We start from the raw sequence: 23,696 nt of genomic DNA on the forward strand, positions 1-23,696 counted from the left end.
TCAGGCTTTCAAGTACGCTGTCAGCGGCGGGTGCCGGTCCGGCAGCCCTGCTCAGCGGTCGTGGCTGTCCTCGGGCACTTCCGAACCGGGACGACCGGGAACCGTGAGCCGGTCCTGGATCCAGCCGCCGAGCTCCGCGAGGGTCTGGCCGGTGATGCCGTGGCCGCCGGGGTCACGGCGGCCGAACGCGGCCGCGCCGGAGTCGGTGTGCAGATACTGCCAGGTGCGCTGCAGCAGTTCCGCCGGGATCACCCGATCCTGCTCGCCGTGGGCTACGAAGACCGGAATGCCGGCCAGGCGGCCGGGCGTGACGGGCACGCCGGCGTCGAACGGCAGCGTGCCATAAAGAATCGCCGCGCCGGCGAAGCGTTCCGGGTCCGCCAGCAACAGGCCGCCGGCAAACGCAGCGCCGCCGCTGAACCCCACCAGCAGGACAGGGCGGCCCGCTGGGGCCGCTGCGTCAAGCCAGGCCCGGAACCACGCCATGGTGTCGCTCAGCGACTCCGCAATGGGGCGGCCGATTCCGCGGTTAGCGAACCAGGCGTAGCCGTTGCCCTCCGCGATCGGGGCGCGAACGGCGGCATACCTGGGACCGGCAGGCAGTTGCTCGGCCAGGCCGATGATGCCGCTTTCGTTGGAGCCGCGGCCGTGCAGCAGCACCACCAGGGGTGCTGCCGGGTCGGCTGAGCCGGCGGTGGCCACCACCGGCGCACTCTGGAAGGCTGGCATTTAGTTGGTGACCTTCAGTCCGGTGTCCCAGTTGAAGTCGGCGAACTCGGGGTTTGCCTGGAGTGTCATCAGGACGAACTGGAAGCCCTCGAGCTCCCGGGCGCGCTTGAGCGGTCCCACGACCAGGGGGCGCAGGCCCGCGGCACTGACAAAGCTGCTGACGGCAGAGTTGGCGGCCGCGTCGTCACCTGCGATGAAGACGTCCAGCGGCTGGCCGGCGGACTGGCCGGCCACCAGGGTCCCGGCGAACGTCGTATTGAAGGCCTTGACCACGTTGGCGCCGGCAGGGGCAAGCCGCGCGATTTCCTCGGCGGCGGAGGTGCCCGGGCCGACCACCAGGGAGTCGAAGGTCTCGAAGTTGACCGGGTTCGTGATGTCCACGAGGGTCTTGCCGGCGAGGGCGTCGCCGTAGCCGCTGACCACGGACTTGGCGGCCTCGAACGGGACGGCGAGGACCACGATGTCGCCCTGCGGGGCGGCGGCGGTGGTGCCGGAGGCGACGCCGGTGCCGAGCTCGCCGGCCAGGGCCTTCGCCTTGGCGGCGTCCTGGCCGAGGATCTCTACGGTCCGGCCGGCGGCCAGTGCACGGGTCGCGATGCCGCGGGCCATGTTGCCGTTGCCGATGATGGTGATGTTCGTCATGGGTGTCTTCTTTCCAAAGATGCGGGCCAGGAAGTTTTTCATCTGATTCTGTTCTGCTGGACTGTGTTCATTACTTGAAACTACAACCAACGTACTCCTAAATAGTTGAAGCGTCAACAAGCGTCGTATCAAGCGCCGGGTAGCCGGCCACCGGCACCGGCGTCCCGCACCGTGGCCCACTAAGCTGGGAGTCAATGAAACTTGTTGACCAGCTTCCTGCCCCGGCCGCCCGAGTCCCCGGCAGGACCGGCCTCGATCCGGATGAGCTTTACACCCGGTTCGTCGAATGGACGGAGAGCCGCGGCCTGGCCCTCTATGCCGCCCAGGACGAGGCCGTCATGGAACTCGCGGCGGGCGCCAACGTGATCCTGGCGACCCCCACCGGCTCGGGAAAGTCCCTGGTGGCCATCGCCGCGCACTTCCAGGCGATGACCCGCGGCCAGCGGAGCTATTACACCGCCCCGATCAAGGCCCTGGTCTCGGAAAAGTTCTTTGCCTTGTGCGAGATCTTCGGGGCGGAGAACGTCGGCATGATCACCGGGGATTCCGGCGTCAACCAGGACGCGCCCATCATCTGCTGCACCGCGGAGATCCTGGCGAACATTGCCCTGCGTGAGGGCGCCGCCGCGGAGCTCGGTGCGGTCGTCATGGACGAGTTCCATTTCTACTCCGACCCGCAACGCGGCTGGGCCTGGCAGGTGCCGCTGCTGGAACTCCCGCAGGCCCAGTTCCTGCTGATGTCCGCAACGCTGGGCGACGTGAGCCGCTTCGAGGGGGGCCTCACCGAACTGACCGGACGCCCGACGACGACCGTCAGTTCCGCCGAACGGCCCATTCCGCTGCACTTCTATTACCAGCAGACCCCGGTGCACGAAACGCTCGAGGAACTGCTGTCCACCAAACAGGTGCCGGTCTACGTGGTCCACTTCAGCCAGCTTGAGGCAATCGACCGTGCCCAGAACCTGATGAGCATCAACGTCTGCACCCGTGAGGAAAAGGACAAGATCGCCGAGCTGATCGCGGGCTTCCGCTTCGCGGCCGGCTTCGGCAAGACCCTGAACCGGCTGGTCCGGCACGGCATCGGTGTGCACCACGCCGGGATGCTGCCCAAGTACCGCCGGCTGGTCGAGCAATTGGCCCAGGCCGGCCTGCTAAAGGTCATCTGCGGTACCGACACCCTCGGCGTGGGCATCAACGTCCCTATCCGCACCGTGCTGCTGACCGCACTCAGCAAGTACGACGGCGTCCGCACCCGGCTGCTGAACTCCCGCGAATTCCACCAGATCGCCGGCCGGGCCGGCCGGGCCGGCTACGACACTGCCGGGACCGTGGTGGTCCAGGCACCCGAGCACGTGATCGAAAACGTCAAGGCGATGGCCAAGGCCACGGCCAAGTTCGGCGACGACCAGAAGAAGCTGCGCCAGGTGGTCAAGAAGAAGCCGCCGGAGGGCTTCGTCTCCTGGGGCGAGCCCACCTACAAGCGTCTGGTGGAATCTGTACCGGACCCGCTGGGCTCCAGCTTCACCGTCACCCACGCCATGTTGATGAACCTGATGGAACGCCCGGGCGACCCGTTCAAGGCCGCGCGACGCCTGCTGACCGAAAACCACGAACCGCGCGCCGCGCAGCTGCGGCTGATGAAAAGGGCCCTCGGCATCTACAGCGAACTGCTGGCGGCCGGCGTCGTCGAACGGATCCCGCCGGCGGAACAGGGCCCGGACGGACGCACCGTCCGGCTCACCGTCCACCTGCAGGCGAACTTCGCGCTGAACCAGCCGCTGTCCCCCTTCGCCCTGGCCGCGCTGGAGCTGCTCGATCCGGAGTCGCCGTCGTACGCCCTGGACGTCGTGTCGGTGATCGAGTCGACGCTGGAGAAGCCCCGGCAGATCCTGTCGGCGCAGCTGAAGAAGGCCCGCGGCGAGGCGGTCGCCGCGATGAAGGCCGACGGCATCGAGTACGACCAGCGGATGGCCCTGCTGGACGAGGTCAGCTATCCGCAGCCGCTCGCGGAGATCCTCGGCCAGGCGTTCGACGTGTACCGCAAGGCTGCGCCGTGGATCGGCGACTTCGAACTGGCGCCCAAGTCCGTGATCCGGGACATGTATGAGCGGGCCACGAACTTCGGCGAATTCGTCCAGTTCTACGGCCTGGCACGGTCTGAGGGCATCGTGCTGCGCTACCTCGCCGATGGCTTCAAGGCGCTCCGCCAAACCGTGCCGCAGGACGCCCTGCGCGAGGACCTGGAGGACCTCATCGCCTGGCTCGGCGAACTGGTCCGGCAGGTGGACTCCAGCCTCCTCGACGAATGGGAGGAGCTCACCTCCGGCGCGGCCCCGACCCCGCACGATGCCCCGCCTCCCCCGCCGCCGTCGCTGACCTCCAACATCCGGGCGTTCCGGGTGATGGTGCGCAACGAGATGTTCCGGCGGGTGGAGCTCTTCGCGGATGAGGACGCCGCCGCACTGGGTGAGCTCGACGCCGGCTCCGGCTGGGACGCGGAACGCTGGGAGGACGTCCTGGATGACTACTTCGAGGAGTACGAAGACATCGGCACCGGTCCGGACGCCCGCGGGCCGGGGCTGCTGATCATCACCGAGGAGCCCGGGCTCTGGAAGGTCCGGCAGATTTTCGACGACCCTGCAGGCCACCACGACTGGGGCATCTCCGCCGAGGTGGACCTGGCCGGCTCGGACGAAACAGGTACCGCCGTCGTGCGCGTGACCGACGTGAACCGGCTGTAGCCGCTAGTAAACTCGGAGCATGAGTGTAATCCGCCCCGCCACCGCCCACGACGTCCCCGACATCCTGCGGATGATCCATGACCTGGCCATCTACGAGAAGGAGCCGGACGCCGTCCGGAACACCCCGGAGATGCTCACGGATGTGCTGTTTGGCGAGAACCCGCGGGTGTACGCCGCCATGGCGGAGAACGAGTCCGGCGACGTGCAGGGCTTTGCGTTGTGGTTCCTGAACTACTCCACCTGGGAGGGCGTACACGGCATCTACCTGGAGGACCTGTACGTCATGCCGGAGGCGCGGGGCGCCGGGCACGGCAAGGCCCTGCTGCAGCACCTCGCCGCAACCGCCGTCGAGCGCGGCTACGCCCGGGTGGAGTGGAGCGTCCTGGACTGGAACGAACCCTCCATCGCGTTCTACCGCAACCTCGGCGCCGCCCCGATGGACGAATGGTCCACCTTCCGGCTCACCGGAGACGCCCTGGCCGCGTTCGGCAGCGACCGGACGGCAGCCGCCCGTGGCTGAGGCGATGCCGGAGGTTCAGGGCCCGGTGCAGCTCCCGGCATTGGCTTCCGTGCCGCACATCGTCAAGACCCGGCACGCCTACCGCGGGATGCGCACCGCGGAGCACTACTTCGAAGTTCCGCTGGACCACTCCGATCCCAAGGGTGAGACGATGACGGTCTTCGCCCGGGAATACGTCTCGGCCGAGCACAGCGAGGCGGCCGCCGCCGAGCTGCCGTGGCTGCTGTACCTGCAGGGCGGCCCCGGCGGCCGCGGCAACCGCTTCCCCGCACTGGGCGGTTGGGGCAAGGCCGCGGCGAAGGACTTCCGGATCCTGATGCTGGACCAGCGGGGCACCGGGCTCTCCTCCCCCGTGGACCGGAACACCCTGCCGCTGCGCGGCAGCGACGTTGACCAGGCAGCCTACCTGGAGCACTTCCGGGCCGACTCCATCGTGGCCGACGCGGAGGCGATCCGCCGGACCCTCGGCGCCGCACCCTGGACCATCTACGGGCAGAGCTACGGCGGCTTCTGCGCGCTGAGCTACCTGTCCTTCGCCCCCGAGGGCCTGCGTGCGGCGCTGATCACCGGCGGACTCGCGCCGCTGTCGGGCCCGGCGGACCGGGTCTACCAGGCCACCTTTCGGCGGGTGTCAGCGCGTAACGCCGAATACTTTAGCTGGTACCCGCAGGACCGCGAGCTGGTCACCCGGATCGCCCGGCACCTCCGCGAAACAGAAGAGTTCCTGCCCGACGGCAGCCGGCTCACCGTGGAACGGTTCCAGATGGTGGGCTCTTTCCTGGGCGGCAACACCCGCGTCGATGGGCTGCACCACCTGCTGGAGGACGCCTTTGTCAGCACGCCCGACGGCGAACGGCTGTCCGACGGTTTCCTGGAGCAGGTCCGCGGTCTGGTCTCCCGCGCGGCGAACCCGCTGTACGCGCTCATGCACGAATCCATCTACGGCCAGGGCGAGGCCACCGACTGGGCGGCGCTGCGCGTGCTGCAGGACTTCCCGGAATTCCGCCCGGACGCCGCAGCCCCGCTGTTGACCGGCGAGATGGTCTACCCCTGGTACTTCGAGCAGGACCCCGCCCTGCGTCCGCTCCGCAGGGTGGCCCAACTGCTCGCGGAAAAGGACGACTGGAAGCCGCTCTACGACCCGGAGCGGCTGGCCCGGAACACCGTTCCGGTGGCGGCCGCCGTGTACAGCGACGACATCTATGTGGACCGGGACCTCTCCCTGGAGACCGCCGCCGCGGTCCGGGGCCTGCAGGTCTGGGAGTCGGATGAGTTCCACCACGACGGCATCGCAGACGACGGCGAGGCGATCTTCGGACGGCTGCTCGGCATGACGCGCGCAGCCGAAGGCGCTGACGCTCTCAACTAGCGTCCGCTAGGAGGTCCGGGACCGCACGACGAGGACGGGACAGGCCGCGTGGCTGAGCACCTGGCTGGAAACGGACCCCAGGTGCAGCCCGGGAAATCCGCCGTGCCCGCGGGAGCCGACGACCACGAGGTCCGCGTGCCGGGCGGCGTCGATGAGGGCCGCGGCCGGGGAATCACCGTGGACGAGCTGCCCGGTGGCGGCCAGACCCTCATCGGTGGCGGTCTTCAGCGCGTCGGTCTGCAGGGTTTCAGCGATGCTTTGCGGGGAATCCTCGGCCGCGATTTCACCGGCGGCCGTCTCCAGCACGGCAGGATACCAGGCCATCGGCGGTTTGTTCCACACCGTGATCAGGCGGAGCTCGCCGTTGCGCTGTCGGGCCTCGTCCATCGCCCAGCTCAGCGCAGTCTGCGAGCTCTCGGAACCGTCAAAGCCAACCACGATCACGAATGAGCTGTTTCCGGTCAKTTGTCTTTCCTTTCACTGGGCTCAATCAGCATCCTAGACCGCGGCTCGGGATATTGGACCTCCGGGCGCTCATGGCCGGCGCAGCGGGACCACCATTACGGGGACGCCCGCGAACTCCAGAACCTGAAGGGTGTGGCTGCCGATATAGGGTGTGGCATGGCCGGGCCGGTCCACCAGTGCGACGACGATCAGGGCGGCCTTGATCTCACGGGCCTCGGCCAGGATCTGGGCTGCAACGCGGCCGGAGCGCCGGCTGAACGATACCTTCACACCCGCCGCCGCTCCCAGCGCGGCGACATGGCTCAGCGCAGCTTCGGCAGCCGGACCGGATTCAGCCACCGGGCCGGCCCGGTCGATGCTGCCGGGATGCCTGGCCAATGCCCCGGAGTCCGTGACCGTAACGACCCTCAGGACCGCCCCAGACGACGGGCATAGTCGACGGCCACTTCCGCTGCACGGAAGGCGGCTCCGGAGTCATTGACCGCGACCAGAATCACCTCGCTCATGACCGGCCCCCGCCTCCGGAACCCTGGGCCGGATTGCCGCTGTGTCCCCGGTTCCGATCGGCGGCCCAGCGCAACCGCAGGCTCTCCTCGAGTTCCTGGGCATCAAGCTGCCGCCGGATCTCCAGCAGTTCGTTCTCCAGCCTCGGAATCCAGCGGTTTTCGACCGCGCGCTGCCGGGTCCGGGTCGCCGCGAGTTCGGCAGCCAGCAGCAGTTCCGCACGCTGCACCGCGGCATACCGCACCCCGGCTTCCAGCGCGCGGCGATGGAGGGCAGCCGTGTAGGACAGGGCCGAGCTTCCCCCTGCCGGGGGCGTCTCGGGGAGGCGGCACTCGGGATCGTCGGGATAGGAAACGCCCATCGCGTTGCGCCACCGCAGCCGGACCACGGCGGCTTCCGACGGCGCGACCTCCTCAAGCGGTCCGCTGCCATCCAGCGCGGCAGACCGGCGCAGCCAGACTGCCGCCTCCGTCGCCAGCTCCTCCCACTCCGCACGGCTCAGTTCCGCACGAAGCTGGAACCGTTCCAGCTCGTCCGCCAGGATGTGCTGCTTCCGGTCCAGCAAACGCGCGCCGCGCCGCGCGGTCATCAGCCGCCGCTCGACCCGGACCTTGTCCGCCCGTCCCGTGCTGCTCATGGCCGGCCATCGCGGTCCGGAAGGAATCGATCCAGAAACGAGACCGACAGCATCGTCAGTTCCTGCTCCGGCAGTGCCGCCAGCGCCGCCCACGCCCGGCCCAGGGTATCGTCCAGGGTCCGGGTTTCGTCGCGCCCCTGGTTGAAGAGCCCTTCTTCCACCAGCGTCCGGTACCTGATGTAGCTGCGGTCGGTTTCGCTCAGCGCCGCCACGCCCACCAGTTCCGCCAGTTCCGCCGCCTGCCGGGCCCGGGCCAAGGCGGCGAGCACCTGGGCCGCAACGTCGAGATGGTCCTCGCGCGTCCGGTCCTTGCCTGCACCGTTGCGCATCAGCCGCGACAGCGAGGACAGCACGTCCACCGGCGGGTAGATGCCGCGGGCCGCGATCTCGGGTGCAAGGACAATCTGGCCTTCCGTGATGTAGCCGGTCAGGTCGGGCACCGGGTGGGTGATGTCGCCGGCCGGCATCGTCAGGACCGGAACAATCGTGACGGAGCCCTTGCGGCCCTTGACCCGGCCGCAGCGCTCGTAGAGGGTGGCGAGATCGCTGTAGAGATAGCCGGGGTAGCCCCGGCGGGCCGGGATTTCCCGCCTGGCCGCGGACACTTCGCGGACTGCTTCGGCGTAGCTGGTCATGTCCGACATGATCACCAGGACGTCATTGCCCTCGGTGTAGGCGAGGTGTTCGGCGATGGTCAGCGCGATCCGCGGGGTGATAATGCGTTCAATGACCGGATCGCCGGCGGCGTTGAGCAGGAGAACCAGCTCGCCTGCGGCGGAGCGTTCTTCCAGCCGGTCCCGGACATAGGCGATGTCCGCATGGGTCAACCCCATGGCCGCGAACACCACCCGGAAGGACTGGCCGCCGGTGGTCGCCTGCGCCGCGATCTGGGTCGCCAGGCTCAGGTGCGGCAGGCCCGGTACGGAGAAGATGGGGAGTTTTTGTCCCCTGACCAGGGTGGTCAAGCCGTCGATGACCGAAATGCCGGTCAGGACCGGTTCCCGCGGGGGTTCCCGGTAAGCCGGGTTCAGGGGCCAGCCGCTGACCGGAAAGGCTGCCGTCCCCGTCACCGGCGGTCCGCCGTCGAGCGGTTCCCCGCGTCCGTTGCAAACGCGCCCCAACCATTCCGTTCCCACCTGAACGTGCAGCGGACGGCCCTCAAAGCGGATCCGGATCGCTCCCAACGACATGCCGTCAGTGCTTTCGAGCACCTGCAAGGTGGCGAGGTCCCGGTCCACCTCAAGGACCAGGCCGTGCCGCCGCTCGCCGCCGTCCATGTCGACGCTGGCGAATTCATCCCAGCCGACGCCCGCGGCCCCGCCAACGGTCAGCAACGGCCCGCGGAGCTCCCGGACATCCCCGTGGGAGATTTGCGCGGCCATGCGCCGGGACAGCGGCACGGCGTCGGTGCCCGCCGGCGGCGGGCCCGCTGCGCCGTTCATCGCAGGGCTTCCAAGGCCCTGAGCATCTCTCGGCTGCCGGCCGCGACGGCCGCCGCGTCCGAGGGGCCCGCTTCTTCACGGGCCCGAAGGACGGGACCAAAATCGCTTTGCTCGATGGTGGTGGCCGCCACGCCGAGTTCCACGAGCCGCTGGCAGGCGTCGACGACGTCGAGCACGAGATCCAGCAAGGCGGCACCTTTTGCGGCGGAACAGAATCCGTCGTTGGCGCTCAAGGCGTTCTGCATCAGGACCCCCTCCCGCAGCAGGCGGCCGCCGAGCAGCACCATCCGTTCGTGGCCCGGCAGCGACGACGTCCCGATGATCTCCGCCAGCTCGGCCAGCCGGTCCGACTCGGCCAGCAGGGCAGCGGCCCGGGCCCGGCGGGCGGCCCACGCCGGCTGCCCGTTGGCCGCATACCAGATGCCCAGGGCCTCGGCATCGCGGGCGAAGGAGCCGGTCCAGCTCACGGCGGGGTAATGCCGGGAATACGCCAAATCCCGGTCCAGCATCCATAGGGCCCGGACATACCTCTGGGTGTCCGTGGTGACGGGTTCCGTCATGTCACCGCCGGGCGGCGAAACGGCCCCGATCACCGTGACGGAGGCGGTCTTCCCGCCGAGCGTCGTCACGCGGCCCGCACGCTCGTAAAAAGAGGCCAGTTCGGACGCGAGGTTGGCCGGGTAACCTTCCTCCGCCGGCAGGTCGCCGTTACGGTTGGCGAATTCCCGCAGCGCTTCGGCCCAGCGGGAGGTCGAGTCGGCGATCACGACGACGTCGTACCCCATATCGCGGTAGTACTCCGCGACCGTGATTCCGGTGAAGATACTGGCCTCGCGCGCCATCATGGGCATGTTGGAGGTATTGGCGATGATGACGGTCCGGTCGATCAGCCTGCCCCCGGTGCGCCCGTCCTCCAGTTGCGAGAGGCCGTCCAGGACGTCAGCCATTTCGTTGCCCCGTTCCCCGCAGCCCACATAGACGATGACGTCGGCATCGCTCCACTTGGCCACCTGTTGCAGCAGCAGCGTTTTGCCCGTTCCGAATCCGCCAGGAACTGCCGCCGCGGCCCCGCGCGCCACCGGAAACATCAGATCCAGCACGCGCTGACCCGTATGCAGCGGCACCATGTCCGTGAGTCGGGACCGGAATGGGCGCGGCCGCCGTACCGGAGCGCGTTCGGAGAGTGCCACCTCGTGGCCGTCAACTACGGCAACCGTGTCCAGCACGCGGACACGACTCTCCGGCGCCAGCCACGTGAGCTCACCGGACACGCCCGCCGGCACCAGGACGCGGTGCACCACCGACCCCGAATCCGGCACGGTGCCGAGGACGTCGCCTGCCGAAACTGTGGCACCGGCCGCCGCACCCGGCTTGAATGTCCACTCCCTGGCCAGCACCGCAGGATCGTCCGCGGACCCCGACCGCTCGGGTGTCAGCCACATCGGCGCCGACGAGAGCGGGCGCATGAGCCCGTCAAACACCTGACCCAACAGCCCCGGTCCCAAGAGACCGGAGAGCTCAGCACCCGTGGCGGCGGCGACATCGCCGGCTTTCAGTCCGCCGGTATATTCATAGGCTTGCAACGTGGCCCGCGTCCCGGTGATGGCCACAGTTTCGGCGCTGATGCGCCGGGGGCCGACGGCGATCAACTCAAGCATGGCCAGCCCGTGAACACCCTCGATCTCGACCAGGGGACCGCTGACCCGCACGACGGCGCCCTCCCGCCGGGCTGCTACCGGCTCCAAAGTTCACGCCCTTCTGGCATCGAGTCCAGGGTCATCTCGGCCAGCACAGGAAGCGAAAGGTCCAGACGGAGTGAGGCTGCCTCGGCGACGACGCCGCCATCGGGGCTTTCGGACACGCTGGTCCCCGCGCCGAGCAACTCGGCGCACTGCTCCGTCAGCCGTGTCATGAGCTCCGCGTAGCGGGGGTCCGACTTGAGTCCGGCGGCAGCCTCGCGCACGCGGCGGTGGAGTTCGAGCCGCAGCGCGCTGCGCTGGGCCAGGACCAGTTCGTGGGCCTCGCGGCGTGCCCGCGCGGAGCGCAGTGCTGCGTCCGAACGGGCGGCGGACTCACCCTCCTTGGCGGCGTCGGCGAGGATCCCTGCGGCTTCGGCCCGCGCGGCATCCAGCAGCGCACCCGCCTGCCTGCCAGCGTCCTCGCGGAACCCGGCGGCCTGCTTATCGGCCGCCGCACGAAGTGCCGCGCGCACCGGTTCCAGTGCCGCGTCGGATTCCGGTGCGAGCCCGGTCATGAGGGCAGCACCACGGTCATGGGCGCGCGTGGAGCTGCCAGGACGGGCTGCAGGGTGCGCGCCGCGCGGGGCGTGAGGATAACGATGGCCGTGCTTTGGGGCAGCGCCCGCCAGGCATGTTCGATTTCCTCATCGGTGCTGCCTGCGAAGACGCTGACGCCGGCGAGCCGGAACCCGCTCAGGAGGGCCCGTTCACCGATCGCGGCGATGGTTTCGGACATTGTCTTTGCCCCCTCAGGCTTTGCCGATCAGGATGATGGCGATGATGAGGCCATAGATGGCAATCCCCTCCGCCAGCCCGACCACGACCATCGCCCGGCCAAAGATTTCCGGCCGCTCGCTCATCGCCGCGAGGGCAGCCGATCCGGTGTACGCGACGGCAAATGCAGCACCGATCGAGGAACCGGCCACGGCGATGGCCGCCGCGATCAGGGCCGAACCGCCGGCTCCCGCCGGGGCGGCCGTGGCTCCCGCGACCAGGACCGGAGCCACCCCGCCGGAGGCCGCTGCCGGCGCGGGACTCAGCGCGCCCGCCAGCAGGGCCAGGGATCCGGCCATCACGGCGACGTTGACGGTCGCCAGAATTCTGAACGCGGCCTTCCGCCGGCGTCCGACCAGGAAGACGGCCCCTGTTGCGGCGATGAGGAAGACAGGGACGGCGCCGAACCAAAGATTCACGATGGCCGCCTTTCAGATGGTGGGGCTGACTCGACGGCCGGGACCGTCGCCGGGGCGGCAGCGGCGACGGTGAGGTCCGGCGACCATGGCTTGAACGGCCGTCCCTCGGACTGGAAGATACGCGAAAAGAGTTCGTAATATTCAAGGCGCAGGGCCTGGATTCCGGCAACCAGCGCTTCGAGTGCGAAAGTCACGGCATTGCCCGCAAGGAAAAGCAGGATCGCTGCGGCGCCGCGCCAATCCGGCGCCCACAGCGCCGTCGTCCCATTCCAGACCACCATCAGCAGCGCGGCGTGGGTCAAACCGAAGGTGGCAAGGCGGGCAAAAGAGACCACGTTCGAGCCCAGACGGATCACGGTGTCAACGAGTTCGATGCCGGCCTGGAACGCGCCGGTGGCTCCCCCGCCGGCTTCGACGAAGAGCCCGATATAGATGAAGACCAGTGCGCCGAGCGCTATCACCGCCGCCGCGGCCGTCGGCAGCCCGGTGCCCGTGCCGAGCCCCCAGACCAAAAGTCCGACGGCGAGGAACAACATGGAGCCAGCGATGCCGGAGCGGGCGTACAGCGCGTATCCCCAGCCGCCCTCCCTGACCCGGTTAATGGTGCCGATGGCGTAGGCACCGGCAAGCAGGAACGCTCCGACGCCCGTGCCCGCCAGCAGGAGCGGCACCGGGTTCGCCAGGGGTTCCAGCCACAGCACGGGTACCAAGCCGGTGGGACCGAACGCCTCCCCGTACAGCGCTCCGAAGACCATGGCGGCCAGCCCGGCTCCGCTCACGAACAGCCACGCTTGCTGGAGCCTGGCCAGTTTTTTGATGCGGCCGCCGCGAAGGAGGAGAAGACCGGCGGCCAGCAAGATCGCTCCGTGTCCGACGTCGCCGAACATCATCCCGAACATCAGAATGTAGGCAACGCCTGCGAGGCGGGAAGGATCCAGATCCGCGTAGGGAACTGTTCCATAGGTGTCCACGAGAGTCCGGGAGACGCGCGCGCGGCCGCCGCCGGGCATCGTGGGTGGGTCGATCCATCTGGGCCGCGGCAGCGGGACGACCGCCGCCCCGAGCGGGGCTAGCGCTACTGCCAGCGCCGGAATCCCGCGGCGCGGCGTCCAACCCACCAGCGCCGCCGAGGGCCCGGCCACTACGGCGGCCGCGGCCGCCTTCTCCAGTTCCTCGGAACCGGTGCCGGGCTCGTAGGGCAGGTCCAGTTCGACGAGGGCGTTGCGGGCCACTGCCCTTAGCATGAGCCGCCGGTCCTGCTCGGGCACCACCAGGGCCACCCGCTCCATCCGGACGGCGGCCATCGATTCATGCCGCTTCATCGAGCACCTCGCTTGTCCCGGCGCACGCCGCAGCGGCCGTCAGTGCTGCCCGAACCCGCCACGCGTCGATGGACAGCACCGCGATGGCGCCCAGGACCACGTCCGGCCCCGGCAGGGACCCGCGAAGCAGCCGGATTCCGTCCCTCTCCACCGCCGCACGCTGCCGGGCTTCCGCGCGCCACAGCTCGTTCGGTTCTGCGACTCCGGCCAGCACCGGCCGCAGGGTGTGCGGCAGCCCGGATGAGAATTCCGCAAGGGTGCCGGCGGACTCCCAGGAGCGGCCTAGAACGGGACGCAACAGGCGCTGGACCGGCGGCGCCGGGACTACACCGTCGACAAGGCGGATCCGGGCCGCGGTCAGGACGCACACCGCACCGAACCATGGCCGCGCCGGAGGCGCCGCCGCAGCCAGCCGCCGGGCCCACGCCACGGTCAGCGCGTCCCGCAACGGGCCCAGGCCGGCGGCACCGACGTCGCCCCAGACCGTGGCGGCCAGGATCCGGGCGAGTTCCGGGGTCGATCCGGCCAAGCTCAGGCGCGGCCAGGCGGTCGCGAGGGCACCGAGGCGGTAGGGCTCGACGGCCCGCGGCCCGCCAGCCAACTCGTGGGCCAAGGCCATGACGTTCTCGATTTAGAAAGTCCCCGCAGCGGTTCGAGCGACGTCGGTGCCCGACGCCGGGAGTCACCCGGCGAGCACGCGCAGCTGCCACAGGACTGTCTCCTGAACGGCGCGTTCCGCGGCCGCAAGTCCGGGTGCCCCATCGAGGCGTTCCGCGTAGCTTGACCCCTGCAGCGTGGACAGTGCACTAACCAGGCCAGGTTGGGCAGCCGCCGTGCGGCTGGTGCCTGCACCCACGCGGCGCTGGGCCATGGACCGTGCTCGCACCGAGGCTGCGACCCAGTCCGCCCTCATTTCGGACCGGCCCTCTGCGGAGTCAGCAGGGTGTCGATGACCTTCCCGACGACGGCCGGGATGCGCGCCAGGCCGGCTTCTTCCAACGCCGCGGCCTCGAGGCGTGCCCGCGCCAAGACTCGTTCGTCCTGTTCCAAGGACGCTTGTTTGACCAGGGCGGCGGCGTTCGCGCGCTCCGCTCCGGCGTCAAGCCGTGCCTGGGCCACGATTGCAGCTGCCTGCTCGCGGGCCCTTGCGAGGTCCCGTCCCGCGTCCCGGCGTGCATGGTCAACGAGTTCCTCGCACCGTGCGAGGTCGCCGGCGAGTGCGACGAACACCGGCGCGAGTTCAGCAGCCGGCCCCTGGTCGTCGGAAGCCGGCACGCCCGCCGGACCCGCCGGCCCTGGCGCACCCACAGGCCTGAATCGGTCCAGAATCCTCAACCGCGCCATCGCCGCTCCTCGGAATGTCTCCCGAATCACAGTCTAGGCCCCGCGTCTTTGATTAGCCTGGGCTGGTCCTGGATGAATAGTCGCCGGCGGTCGGCCCCGCTGTTATCTGGCGCTCAGTCCCCCGGCTGCTCTAGGCGTGCCCGGCGGCCTGCATCTGGCGCAGCTCCTTCTTCAGATCGCCGACCTCGTCGCGGATTCGCGCCGCGAGCTCGAACTGGAGCTCGCCGGCGGCGGCGTGCATCTGCTCCGTCATCTGTTCGATCAGGCCGACGAGGTCCTCGGCCGGGGCCGCCGCAAGGCCGTCAGCGCGGACCTTGGAACCGCCTTTGGCCTTGCCGCGCGTCTTGCCGGAATTGGCCAGCAGCTCGCGGGTGTCCGCGTCTTCTTTGGTGAGCTGGTCGGTGATGTCGGCGATCTTCTTCCGCAGCGGTTGGGGATCGATGCCCCTCTCCGTGTTGTAGGCCACCTGGATCGCCCGGCGGCGGTTGGTCTCGTCGATCGCGTGCGCCATCGAATCGGTGATCCGGTCCGCGTACATGTGCACCTGGCCGGAGACGTTGCGTGCGGCACGGCCGATGGTCTGGATCAGCGAGGTCGAGGAACGCAGGAAGCCTTCCTTGTCCGCGTCCAAGATGCTCACGAGCGAGACCTCCGGGAGATCGAGGCCCTCCCGGAGCAGGTTGATGCCGACCAGGACGTCGAAGACGCCCATCCGCAGTTCGCGGAGCAGCTCCACCCGGCGCAGCGTGTCGACGTCGGAGTGCAGGTACTCGACCTTCACGCCGTGGCCCAACAGGTAGTCGGTCAGGTCCTCGGCCATCCGTTTGGTGAGCGTGGTGACCAGGACTCGTTCGTTCTTCGCCGTCCGGGTCTTGATTTCACCGAGCAGGTCATCGATCTGGCCCTTAGTGGGCTTGACCACGACCTCGGGATCGATGAGCCCGGTGGGCCGGATGATCTGCTGGACGAAGCCGTCCGCCTTGCCGAGTTCGTACTTGCCGGGGGTGGCGGACAGGTAGACGGTCTGGCCCACGCGGTCGAGGAATTCGTCCCATTTGAGCGGTCGGTTGTCCATCGCGGACGGCAGGCGGAAGCCGAAGTCGACGAGGTTCCGTTTGCGGGACATGTCACCCTCGTACATGGCGCCGATCTGGGGAACGGTGACGTGCGATTCGTCGATCACGAGCAGGAAGTCGTCCGGGAAGTAATCCAGGAGGCAGTGCGGGGCAGTTCCCCGGGCCCGCCCGTCGATGTGCGACGAGTAGTTCTCGATGCCGTTGCAGAAGCCCATCTGCTGCATCATTTCAAGGTCGTAGGTGGTGCGCATCCGGAGCCGTTGCGCCTCGACCAGCTTGTTCTGGCTCTCCAGGAGCTGAAGGCGTTCGGCCAGCTCGTCTTCGATCCGTTTGATCGCGCGGGCCATCCGTTCCGGACCGGCGACGTAGTGCGACGCCGGGAAGACGTACATTTCGTCTTCCTCGCGGAGCACCTCGCCGGTCAGTGGATGCAGGGTCTGGATATTCTCGATCTCGTCCCCGAAAAACTCGATCCGGATCGCCAGTTCTTCGTACATCGGGATGATTTCGACGGTGTCGCCCCGGACCCGGAACGTTCCGCGGTGAAAGTCCATGTCATTCCGGGCGTACTGCATGGACACGAATTTCCGGAGCAGGTCGTCACGGTTCATCTGCGCGCCCTTGCGGAGCGTGACCATCCCGGAAATGTACTCCTCGGGGGTGCCCAGGCCGTAAATACAGGACACCGTGGCCACCACAATGACGTCGCGCCGGGTCAGCAGCGCGTTGGTGGCCGAGTGGCGGAGCCGTTCGACTTCCTCGTTGATGGAGGAATCCTTCTCGATGAAGGTATCCGTCTGCGCGACGTAGGCTTCGGGCTGGTAATAGTCGTAGTAGGAGACGAAGTATTCGACCGCGTTGTTGGGCAGCAGCTCACGGAATTCATTGGCCAGCTGGGCGGCGAGTGTCTTGTTCTGCACCATCACCAGGGTGGGCCGCTGGACCTGTTCGATCAGCCACGCCGTCGTCGCGCTCTTGCCGGTGCCGGTGGCGCCCAGCAGCACCACGTCCTTCTCGCCGTTCTGGATCCGCTCGGTCAGCTCGGCGATCGCGGCCGGCTGGTCGCCGGCAGGCTGGAACTCGCTGATAACCTCGAAGGGCGCCACAACACGCTTAATTTCCTGGGCAAGACTCATGTACCTAATCTACCGCCGCCCTCCGACAGCCGTCCCTGATTCAGCTTTGGGCGCTACCCGGCGGCCCGGCTGCGGCGTACGACGGCGGATGCCACCCCGTCCGGCGGGCCCACTCTTCCATCCGCGGGGCGGCGTAGTCGGTGAACCAGTCCTCCTTGTCCGCTGCGTAGGCCGCGGTGGACTTGTCCACCCCGTGCCGCCGTGCCGCCCGCCGCTTTTCCGCGAGGTAGTCCGTCCGGGCGCCGGCGTCGTCGCGGAGCCAGTCACGGAAGCACAACGCGTAGCGCCAGCCCGGCGACCCCGCAGCCCGGACGTGCAGGTTCRCCGGCCGGCCGGGGTCCGCGCTGCCGTGCACACGTTTGTCCCAGTCCGCGGGATCCGGGTGCGCGGGCTTGGGGTTGTCCGTGCCGATGCCGGGCCAGCGCGGAAATCCCGCAGCGGCCAGCAGCGGCTCGAGCCGGTCCGCCGTTGCCAGATCCCGGACCGTCAGCTGGAGGTCCAGCACGTCCTTCGCGTCGAGGCCCGGAACCGCGGTGGACCCGATGTGGTCCACCGCGAGGATTTCCTCGGGCGCGACTGCCAGCAGGCGGCCGATCAGCCGGGAGGCCTGCGCGGACCAGCCGGGGTGGGCGGGACTCAGCACAGGACCGCCCGTGCGCGCGGCCATCCGGCCTTTCGCCAGGTTCTCCGCGAACGGCTCCAGCCGGTGGCGCCAGAGCCGGTCGGCCGCGTCCCGTAGTTCGTCCTTGGTGCCGGAGTTGTCCAGGACGACGTCGGCCGCCGCCAGCCGGTCCTCGCGCGTGGCCTGGGCGGCCATCCGGGACCGGGCCTCTTCAACCGTCATCTTCCGGTGCTCAACCATCCGCCGGACCCGGACATCGTCCGGGGCGTCCACCACCACCACGAGATGGAAGCCGGCGCCCTGGCCGGTCTCAACGAGCAGCGGAATGTCCTGTACCAGGACGGCGCCCTTCGGGGCTGCTGCCGTGAGGGCAGCGGCGCGCTCCCGGACCAAGGGGTGGACAATGCCGTTGAGCACGGCGAGGCGTTCAGGGTTGCCGAAGACGAGGGCTCCCAGCCGGGCGCGGTCGAGGGTTCCGTCAGGGGCCAGGATCGCGGAACTGAACCCTTGCACCACCCGTGCCAGTCCGGGAGTGCCCGGCTCCACCACTTCGCGGGCCAGCGCATCGGCGTCGACCACGACGGCGCCGAGTTCGCGCAGCCGCGAGGCCACCACTGACTTCCCTGAGGCGATCCCGCCCGTCAAACCGATCTTCAGCACCCCACCAGACTAAACTGAAGCGGTGCCTGACGACGCGGATTCTCCCGAAAGCCGGGCAACCGTCTACACCAGCATGGCTGCCGGCGGCGGGTTCCGGCACGAGTTGGAGATCAGGCGGTCCCGCTTCATCACGGTGCTGCAGCGCACCCCCGACGAGGACAGCGCCCGTTCGCTGGTCAGCAGGCTGCGCCGGGAGTTCCACGATGCCCGGCACCATTGCTCGGCCTTCGTGCTCGGGCCCGACCGCGGGGTGCAACGCTCCAACGACGACGGCGAACCATCCGGCACGGCTGGGATCCCGATGCTGGAGGCACTGCTGAAACGCGAGACCGCGCCCGGCGTGACGGACCTGAGCGACGTCGCCGCCGTCGTGGTCCGCTACTTCGGCGGGATCCTGCTCGGCGCCGGCGGCCTGGTCCGGGCCTATTCGGAATCCGTGTCCTCCGCCCTGGATTCGGCGCCTCTTGTGCGGCGGCAGCGACTGCGGATCTGCTCCGTGCCGGTGCCGCATGCCTCCGCCGGCCGCCTGGAGAACGAACTGCGGGCCGCGGGCTATGTGATGGCCGGTCCCAGCTATGATGCGCAAGTGACGGTTCTCCGGCTGGCCCTGCCAGACGACACGGCAGGGCTGGCGCAGGCAGCCGACCGCGTCGCGGCCCTCACCGCCGGAACCGCCGCATTGCTAGCCGGAGAATCGGAGTGGATCGATGTCGCCATCAGCTGAACCGGTGCCCGTCGTGGCGCTCCTGGACGTTACGGAGGCAGTGCTGGAGCGGCTCCTGTCGGTAGCGCTGCACGACGCCGACGCCGACGAGGTCACCCCGCCGCTGGGGACCGCCGAGGGCTGGAACACTGAACGGATCAGCTGGTTCCGCGCCTACCACCACGCCGCCGCGGCCGGGCTCGACGGCCCCGCCCGGCAGCGGACCTGGGCGATCACCGCGGATGGCGAGCTGGCCGGATCCATCCGGCTGGGGCGGGTTCCGGAACACGGGACCGGATCTGTTGGGCGTGGCGGCGCTGGCTGGGAGAACGGGGTGCTGGAGACCGGGATCTGGCTGGGCCGGAGCTTCCGCGGGCGCGGCATCGGCCAGGCGGCGCTGCGGCTAGTCAAGGTCCAGGCCGCGGCTGCCGGCGCACGCCTGCTGAAAGCCGAAACGACGGCGGGGAATCCCGCCGCGCAGGCGCTGCTGCGTTCCGTCGGCGCCGAGCTCGCAGCAGACGGCCAACGGGTGAGCGCGCTGATCAACCTCGGCTAGTGGGCGATCTCCCAGATGTGTCCGCCCGGGTCGCGGAAGGTGGCCGTACGGATACCCCACGGCCGGTCCATCGGGCCGTTCAGCAGCTCCACGCCGCGGCTGGCCAGTTCGGCGCACACGGCGTCAACGTCGTCCACCTGGAGGGTGAATTGCATCCGGGCGCCGGCTTCCGGTGCCGCGACGAGGGCGGGCTGGATCAGCTCCGGTGCTTCCTCCGTCTTCAGCAGATTGATCATCGTGTTGTCGAACTTGAAAACGGCTGAAGCGCCGTCCTCAAAGGCCACGGGCAGGTCAAAAACCTCCTGGTAGAAGCGCTTGCTGGCCGGCAGGTCTTCGACGAATAGGGTGATCGCACCGATCGCCCGCGGCAAGGGCGTAACCGCCGGACCGGCGCCATTTTCAGTCTTTTCAGAAGTTCCAGCCATGGGCAGTCCTTTCGTAGGTGCGGCACCTGCACGCCTCGGCGCGCGCTGAGCAGAGCAACGTGTGACCTACAAAGTCTGGACGCGGTCCGACCCCTTGGCAAGCTCCGCCGCCCTCAGTTGTCACCGTTTTGTGCCTCTACCCGGAGATCAGCCGGCGCGGCGCCGGGGCGCCGGCGGAGCTGTCACGTGCTGGGGAAGGGTGGTTGGATGAATGTAGGCAGCGACTGACCGGCACCTGAACCAGGAGGATTGGCATGGACGACCCCTTTGAGTTGTCCCGATTCACGGAAGCACAGGATTCGGCAGGCACCTATCAGACCGCGCTCTCGGAGCTCCGGAGCGGGTCAAAGCGGAGCCACTGGATGTGGTTCGTCTTCCCGCAAATTTCCGGCCTGGGAATGAGCCCGACCTCCCGGAAATACGCCATCAGGACCCTCCCCGAGGCACGGGCCTATCTGCACCACCCGGTGCTTGGGCCCCGGCTGCAGGACTGTGCCCGGGCAATTCTGGCCGTTGACGGGCGAAGCGCGGAGCAGATCTTCGGCAGCATCGACGCACGGAAGCTGCAGTCGTCGTCGACCTTGTTCCTGCGGGCGGCGCCCGAGCAACCGGTGTTCCAGCAGATTCTCGACAAGTACTTCAATGGCGTGCCCGATGCGGCCACGGACCGGATCCTCGGGCCCGTCCCCTGAGTGCCCCGCAGGACATGCCCGGGTCCGGCGCAGGCCACCGGACATGATGCCACCATGCCCTGTCCTCGCGCCGAGCACTGGGCATGTCCTCCCGGCCGCGGCCCTGCAATCCGGGCTTAACCCCGAAGCGGGCCCCTGCACGTGGCAGGGACCCGCTTTGGGTTCGCCCGGAGCAACCCGGGCAGGCGGCAACTAGTTGCCGGTCAGCTTTTCGCGCAGAGCGGCGAGGGCCTCGTCCGAGGCCAGCGTGCCTGCACCGGTGTCTGCTGCGGCCGGCTCCGAGGAGTAGCTCGTAGTGCCGGAGTCGCTGTCACCGGACGTCGCAGCGGTAGCGTCGTCGGCAGCGTGCTGGGCAACCTGCTTCTTGTGGGCTTCCCAGCGGGTCTGGGCGTCAGCGTACTGCTGCTCCCAGGCGGCGCGCTGCGTCTCGTAGCCTTCAAGCCACTCGTTGGACTCCGGATCGAAGCCCTCCGGGTACTTGTAGTTGCCCTCTTCGTCGTACTCAGCGGCCATGCCGTAGAGAGCCGGATCGAATTCGGTGCTGTCGGCGTCGACGCCCTCGTTGGCCTGCTTGAGGGACAGCGAGATGCGGCGGCGTTCGAGGTCGATGTCGATGACCTTGACGAACAGCTCGTCGCCAACCGAGACAACCTGCTCGGCCAGCTCAACGTGGCGCACGGCGAGCTCGGAGATGTGGACCAGGCCTTCGATGCCGTCCTCAACGCGGACGAACGCGCCGAACGGAACCAGCTTGGTGACCTTACCCGGAACAACCTGGCCGAGGGCGTGGGTGCGGGCGAAGGTCTGCCACGGGTCTTCCTGCGTAGCCTTGAGCGACAGGGACACGCGTTCGCGGTCCAGGTCGACCTCGAGAACCTCGACGGTGACTTCCTGGCCAACTTCGACAACCTCGGACGGGTGGTCGATGTGCTTCCAGGACAGCTCGGAAACGTGTACCAGGCCGTCTACGCCGCCCAGGTCCACGAAGGCACCGAAGTTGACGATCGAGGAAACGACGCCGGGACGGACCTGGCCCTTTTCCAGCTTGTTGAGGAACGTGGAGCGGACCTCGGACTGGGTCTGCTCGAGCCAGGCACGGCGGGACAGCACAACGTTGTTGCGGTTCTTGTCCAGCTCGATGATCTTGGCTTCGATCTGCTGACCGATGTACGGAGCCAGGTCGCGCACACGGCGCATCTCGACGAGGGATGCGGGCAGGAAGCCGCGCAGGCCGATGTCGAGGATAAGACCACCCTTGACAACCTCGATGACGGTACCGGTGACGACGCCGTCTTCTTCCTTGACCTTCTCGATGTCGCCCCAGGCGCGCTCGTACTGAGCACGCTTCTTGGAGAGGATCAGGCGGCCTTCTTTGTCTTCCTTGGTGAGCACCAGGGCTTCGACCTGATCGCCAACGGAGACGACGTCTCCGGGGTCAACGTCGTGCTTGATGGAAAGCTCGCGGGAGGGGATGACACCTTCGGTCTTGTAACCGATGTCGAGCAGGACTTCGTCGCGGTCGACCTTGACGACGGTACCTTCGACGAGATCTCCGTCGTTGAAGTACTTGATGGTCGCGTCGACTGCTGCGAGGAAGTCCTCAGCGGTACCGATGTCGTTAATCGCGACTACGGGGGTACCGGGCTTCTCGGTGGAGGTGATGGTCATGTAGTAGGGGCTCCGTTGTGGATAGTGAGTCGGTCAGGCAAACCGTCCCGCCCGCGTCGGCGACACGGGTCGAGAACACGGCGGATCAAGGGCGATCCGCCGGGTCATCCTGATTTTGTGGATTTGATTGCGCGCACGTAATACACGCCCGCTCAGTCTAGTCGTAGTCGTCAACGCCGGTCAAAGCGCAACGCAGTGTGCCGGCGCCAGCCTAGAAGTGCGTGAGGCAGTGCGGTGCGCGTTCGACGGCGAACATCAGCCGCGCCGTCAGCGCGGCTCCGGGGGCATGCTCCGTGATCCGGCCAGCAGCTTTCAAGGTCACCGGGCAGACGGCGCCCAGATAGATGGAGCCGAGGTCCGCGACGTCCAGCGAAAGCTCCGGCTCGGCGTCGGCAGCGTCCGTGACCGTTGCCTCTCCCCCGGCGACCCGGAGGACGAAGGTCCCGGCGGCGAAGCCGAGGCTGTCGGTCACCCGCAGCACGAGGGTTCCGTCGGCGGCGTAGCGCCGGGCGCCCAGGACCCGGACGGTGTCCAGGACGCGGAGCCAGAGCATGTCCGCATGGTCCGAGGACTCGATGCAGCGGGGATCCTCGAGGGCCCAGGCAATCGGGTTGTCCACCGGTGCTTCCTTCCAGCTGACCCGGCGGATCAGGTCCATGCTGCCAAGGAACTGCCACAGTTCCAGGTAGGCCGCGTCGGTGGCTGCCACCAGGTCCACGATCTCCACGGTGGCGGGGTCGGTCTCCCAGCCGGCGAACTTGTAAGCGACATACCCGTCGACGGTTCCGGACGCGTCGTAGTGCAGGGCGCACCTGATTGCGTTGTCCTCGCCGCCGTCGCGGGCCAGCGTTCCGGAGGACCGCAGGCGGTAGGCCTCCTGCCGCATGATCGAGCCGGGCGTGACGCGGTGGGTGCGTTCGAACACCGCCGGCGCCAGTTCCAGCAGGACCTTCCGATCGGCGAGTTCCACCGACCCGCTGGCCTCGTGGCGCAGCCGGAAGCGCGCGCCGGTCTCCACCTTGATGTCGCGTTCAAAGGTGGCCACGCCGAAGCCGAAGCGGCCGTAGATTGACGCCTCCGAGGCGGTGAGGGCCGCGAGGGGGACGCCGTCGGCCTTCGCCGCGGCGAGGTCCTCGGTCATCATCCGCCGCAGCAGTCCCTGCCGGCGGTGCGTTCCTCGCACGGTGACGGCGGTGACCAGCTGGGCCGCAAGCTGCCGCCCGTAGCCGATGTTCAGGTCTTTACGCAGGGTGGCGAAAGTGGCCACCGGCACGTCGGCGGGCAGGGAATGCGGGGCCACCGCACCGGTCTGGAAGACGCCCGTCATTTCCCGGTTGTCCACCTGGTACATCGCCATGACCTTGTCGATGAACTCGTCTTTGTGCTGTTCGTCGTAGAAACCGATGCCGACGCCGCGGAGCCAGGAAACGCCCCGGGCATACTCGGCTGAGTCCTTCCGGGCCGCACGGAACCGCCGGATTTCGTATTGCTTTGCCACGTGTTTCTCCCGC

At 68.4% G+C, this 23,696-nt stretch carries 25 protein-coding genes; 6 read left to right on the forward strand and 19 right to left on the reverse strand.

The genetic code is table 11. The annotated features are described in order from the left end of the window. Window positions 1-51: 51 nt before the first annotated feature. Complete coding sequence (locus AC1DGI_RS10975) at window positions 52-729, reverse strand: alpha/beta hydrolase (protein WP_476898815.1); 678 nt, start codon at window positions 727-729, stop codon at window positions 52-54. Beyond that, the gene (locus AC1DGI_RS10980) at window positions 730-1,371 is read right to left on the reverse strand and encodes an NADPH-dependent F420 reductase (RefSeq protein WP_476898816.1); all 642 of its coding nucleotides are present in this window, start codon (window positions 1,369-1,371) and stop codon (window positions 730-732) included. It lies immediately after the preceding gene. Window positions 1,372-1,565: 194 nt separating this feature from the next. Between AC1DGI_RS10980 and AC1DGI_RS10985 the strand changes: the two genes are divergently transcribed. From AC1DGI_RS10985 to AC1DGI_RS10995, 3 genes are read left to right on the forward strand one after another with little or no spacing between them, the layout of a single operon-like run. Then, window positions 1,566-4,112 carry a DEAD/DEAH box helicase gene (locus AC1DGI_RS10985; protein ID WP_476898817.1) on the forward strand — a complete coding sequence of 849 codons (2,547 nt, stop codon included), beginning with the start codon at window positions 1,566-1,568 and terminating at the stop codon, window positions 4,110-4,112. 19 nt (window positions 4,113-4,131) lie between these two features. Then, window positions 4,132-4,632: a GNAT family N-acetyltransferase gene (locus AC1DGI_RS10990; protein WP_441401014.1), complete on the forward strand. Its 501-nt coding sequence runs from the start codon at window positions 4,132-4,134 to the stop codon at window positions 4,630-4,632. Between the two features lie 4 nt (window positions 4,633-4,636). Then, a complete protein-coding gene (locus AC1DGI_RS10995) occupies window positions 4,637-6,001 on the forward strand; it encodes an alpha/beta fold hydrolase (RefSeq protein ID WP_476898818.1) in 1,365 nt (454 codons plus the stop codon). Between the two features lie 6 nt (window positions 6,002-6,007). On the opposite strand, the gene AC1DGI_RS11000 is transcribed toward AC1DGI_RS10995, so the two are convergent. The 14 genes from AC1DGI_RS11000 to coaE all read right to left on the reverse strand — a co-directional run bounded on the left by AC1DGI_RS11000 (window position 6,008) and on the right by coaE (window position 18,141). Further along, on the reverse strand, window positions 6,008-6,439 hold the full coding sequence (locus tag AC1DGI_RS11000) for a universal stress protein (RefSeq protein WP_476898819.1): 432 nt from the start codon (window positions 6,437-6,439) through the stop codon (window positions 6,008-6,010). A gap of 96 nt (window positions 6,440-6,535) precedes the next feature. Further along, on the reverse strand, window positions 6,536-6,844 hold the full coding sequence (locus AC1DGI_RS11005; RefSeq protein WP_476898820.1) for a universal stress protein: 309 nt from the start codon (window positions 6,842-6,844) through the stop codon (window positions 6,536-6,538). 124 nt (window positions 6,845-6,968) lie between these two features. Beyond that, a complete protein-coding gene (locus AC1DGI_RS11010; RefSeq protein WP_476898821.1) occupies window positions 6,969-7,607 on the reverse strand; it encodes a V-type ATP synthase subunit D in 639 nt (212 codons plus the stop codon). Continuing rightward, the gene (locus tag AC1DGI_RS11015) at window positions 7,604-9,049 is read right to left on the reverse strand and encodes a V-type ATP synthase subunit B (RefSeq protein WP_476898822.1); all 1,446 of its coding nucleotides are present in this window, start codon (window positions 9,047-9,049) and stop codon (window positions 7,604-7,606) included. Before AC1DGI_RS11015 ends, AC1DGI_RS11010 begins: the two co-directional genes overlap by 4 nt. Further along, window positions 9,046-10,794 carry a V-type ATP synthase subunit A gene (locus tag AC1DGI_RS11020; RefSeq protein WP_476898823.1) on the reverse strand — a complete coding sequence of 583 codons (1,749 nt, stop codon included), beginning with the start codon at window positions 10,792-10,794 and terminating at the stop codon, window positions 9,046-9,048. Before AC1DGI_RS11020 ends, AC1DGI_RS11015 begins: the two co-directional genes overlap by 4 nt. Further along, a complete protein-coding gene (locus AC1DGI_RS11025) occupies window positions 10,782-11,303 on the reverse strand; it encodes a hypothetical protein (RefSeq protein ID WP_476898824.1) in 522 nt (173 codons plus the stop codon). The genes AC1DGI_RS11020 and AC1DGI_RS11025 overlap by 13 nt, the downstream gene beginning before the upstream one ends. After that, window positions 11,300-11,524 (reverse strand): V-type ATP synthase subunit F, encoded by a 225-nt coding sequence (locus AC1DGI_RS11030; protein WP_476898825.1) that lies wholly within the window; start codon window positions 11,522-11,524, stop codon window positions 11,300-11,302. The genes AC1DGI_RS11025 and AC1DGI_RS11030 overlap by 4 nt, the downstream gene beginning before the upstream one ends. 13 nt (window positions 11,525-11,537) lie before the next feature. Next, the gene (locus AC1DGI_RS11035) at window positions 11,538-11,981 is read right to left on the reverse strand and encodes an ATP synthase subunit C (RefSeq protein ID WP_476898826.1); all 444 of its coding nucleotides are present in this window, start codon (window positions 11,979-11,981) and stop codon (window positions 11,538-11,540) included. Beyond that, complete coding sequence (locus AC1DGI_RS11040) at window positions 11,978-13,303, reverse strand: V-type ATPase 116kDa subunit family protein (protein WP_476898827.1); 1,326 nt, start codon at window positions 13,301-13,303, stop codon at window positions 11,978-11,980. Before AC1DGI_RS11040 ends, AC1DGI_RS11035 begins: the two co-directional genes overlap by 4 nt. Continuing rightward, entirely contained in the window at window positions 13,290-13,922 is a 633-nt protein-coding gene (locus AC1DGI_RS11045; RefSeq protein WP_476898828.1) for a hypothetical protein, read from the reverse strand. Before AC1DGI_RS11045 ends, AC1DGI_RS11040 begins: the two co-directional genes overlap by 14 nt. Before the next feature lie 63 nt (window positions 13,923-13,985). Further along, on the reverse strand, window positions 13,986-14,174 hold the full coding sequence (locus AC1DGI_RS11050; protein ID WP_476898829.1) for a hypothetical protein: 189 nt from the start codon (window positions 14,172-14,174) through the stop codon (window positions 13,986-13,988). 38 nt (window positions 14,175-14,212) lie between these two features. Then, on the reverse strand, window positions 14,213-14,578 hold the full coding sequence (locus AC1DGI_RS11055; RefSeq protein WP_476898830.1) for a hypothetical protein: 366 nt from the start codon (window positions 14,576-14,578) through the stop codon (window positions 14,213-14,215). Between the two features lie 199 nt (window positions 14,579-14,777). Then, on the reverse strand, window positions 14,778-16,859 hold the full coding sequence (gene uvrB, locus AC1DGI_RS11060) for an excinuclease ABC subunit UvrB (RefSeq protein WP_476898831.1): 2,082 nt from the start codon (window positions 16,857-16,859) through the stop codon (window positions 14,778-14,780). 40 nt (window positions 16,860-16,899) lie between these two features. Beyond that, entirely contained in the window at window positions 16,900-18,141 is a 1,242-nt protein-coding gene (gene coaE, locus AC1DGI_RS11065) for a dephospho-CoA kinase (protein ID WP_476898832.1), read from the reverse strand. A gap of 73 nt (window positions 18,142-18,214) precedes the next feature. Between coaE and AC1DGI_RS11070 the strand changes: the two genes are divergently transcribed. Next, window positions 18,215-18,865, forward strand: a complete 651-nt coding sequence (locus tag AC1DGI_RS11070) for an IMPACT family protein (protein WP_476898909.1) — start codon at window positions 18,215-18,217, stop codon at window positions 18,863-18,865. Continuing rightward, on the forward strand, window positions 18,849-19,400 hold the full coding sequence (locus AC1DGI_RS11075) for a GNAT family N-acetyltransferase (RefSeq protein WP_476898833.1): 552 nt from the start codon (window positions 18,849-18,851) through the stop codon (window positions 19,398-19,400). The genes AC1DGI_RS11070 and AC1DGI_RS11075 overlap by 17 nt, the downstream gene beginning before the upstream one ends. Here the strand turns inward: AC1DGI_RS11075 and AC1DGI_RS11080 are convergent. Further along, window positions 19,397-19,825, reverse strand: coding sequence for a VOC family protein (locus AC1DGI_RS11080; RefSeq protein WP_441402971.1), 429 nt, complete (start codon window positions 19,823-19,825; stop codon window positions 19,397-19,399). The two genes, AC1DGI_RS11075 and AC1DGI_RS11080, sit on opposite strands and share 4 nt — an antisense overlap. Before the next feature lie 254 nt (window positions 19,826-20,079). Here AC1DGI_RS11080 and AC1DGI_RS11085 point away from each other — a divergent pair, with 254 nt between their 5' ends. Next, the gene (locus tag AC1DGI_RS11085) at window positions 20,080-20,517 is read left to right on the forward strand and encodes a DUF1810 domain-containing protein (RefSeq protein ID WP_441402970.1); all 438 of its coding nucleotides are present in this window, start codon (window positions 20,080-20,082) and stop codon (window positions 20,515-20,517) included. 192 nt (window positions 20,518-20,709) lie between these two features. Here AC1DGI_RS11085 and rpsA read toward each other — a convergent pair whose 3' ends face one another. Further along, on the reverse strand, window positions 20,710-22,185 hold the full coding sequence (rpsA, locus tag AC1DGI_RS11090) for a 30S ribosomal protein S1 (protein ID WP_441402969.1): 1,476 nt from the start codon (window positions 22,183-22,185) through the stop codon (window positions 20,710-20,712). A gap of 211 nt (window positions 22,186-22,396) precedes the next feature. Further along, window positions 22,397-23,683 carry a GNAT family N-acetyltransferase gene (locus AC1DGI_RS11095; protein WP_476898834.1) on the reverse strand — a complete coding sequence of 429 codons (1,287 nt, stop codon included), beginning with the start codon at window positions 23,681-23,683 and terminating at the stop codon, window positions 22,397-22,399. Between the last annotated feature and the right edge of the window lie 13 nt (window positions 23,684-23,696).

The sequence above is a fragment of the Arthrobacter sp. 05N428_2 genome (assembly GCF_056397065.1).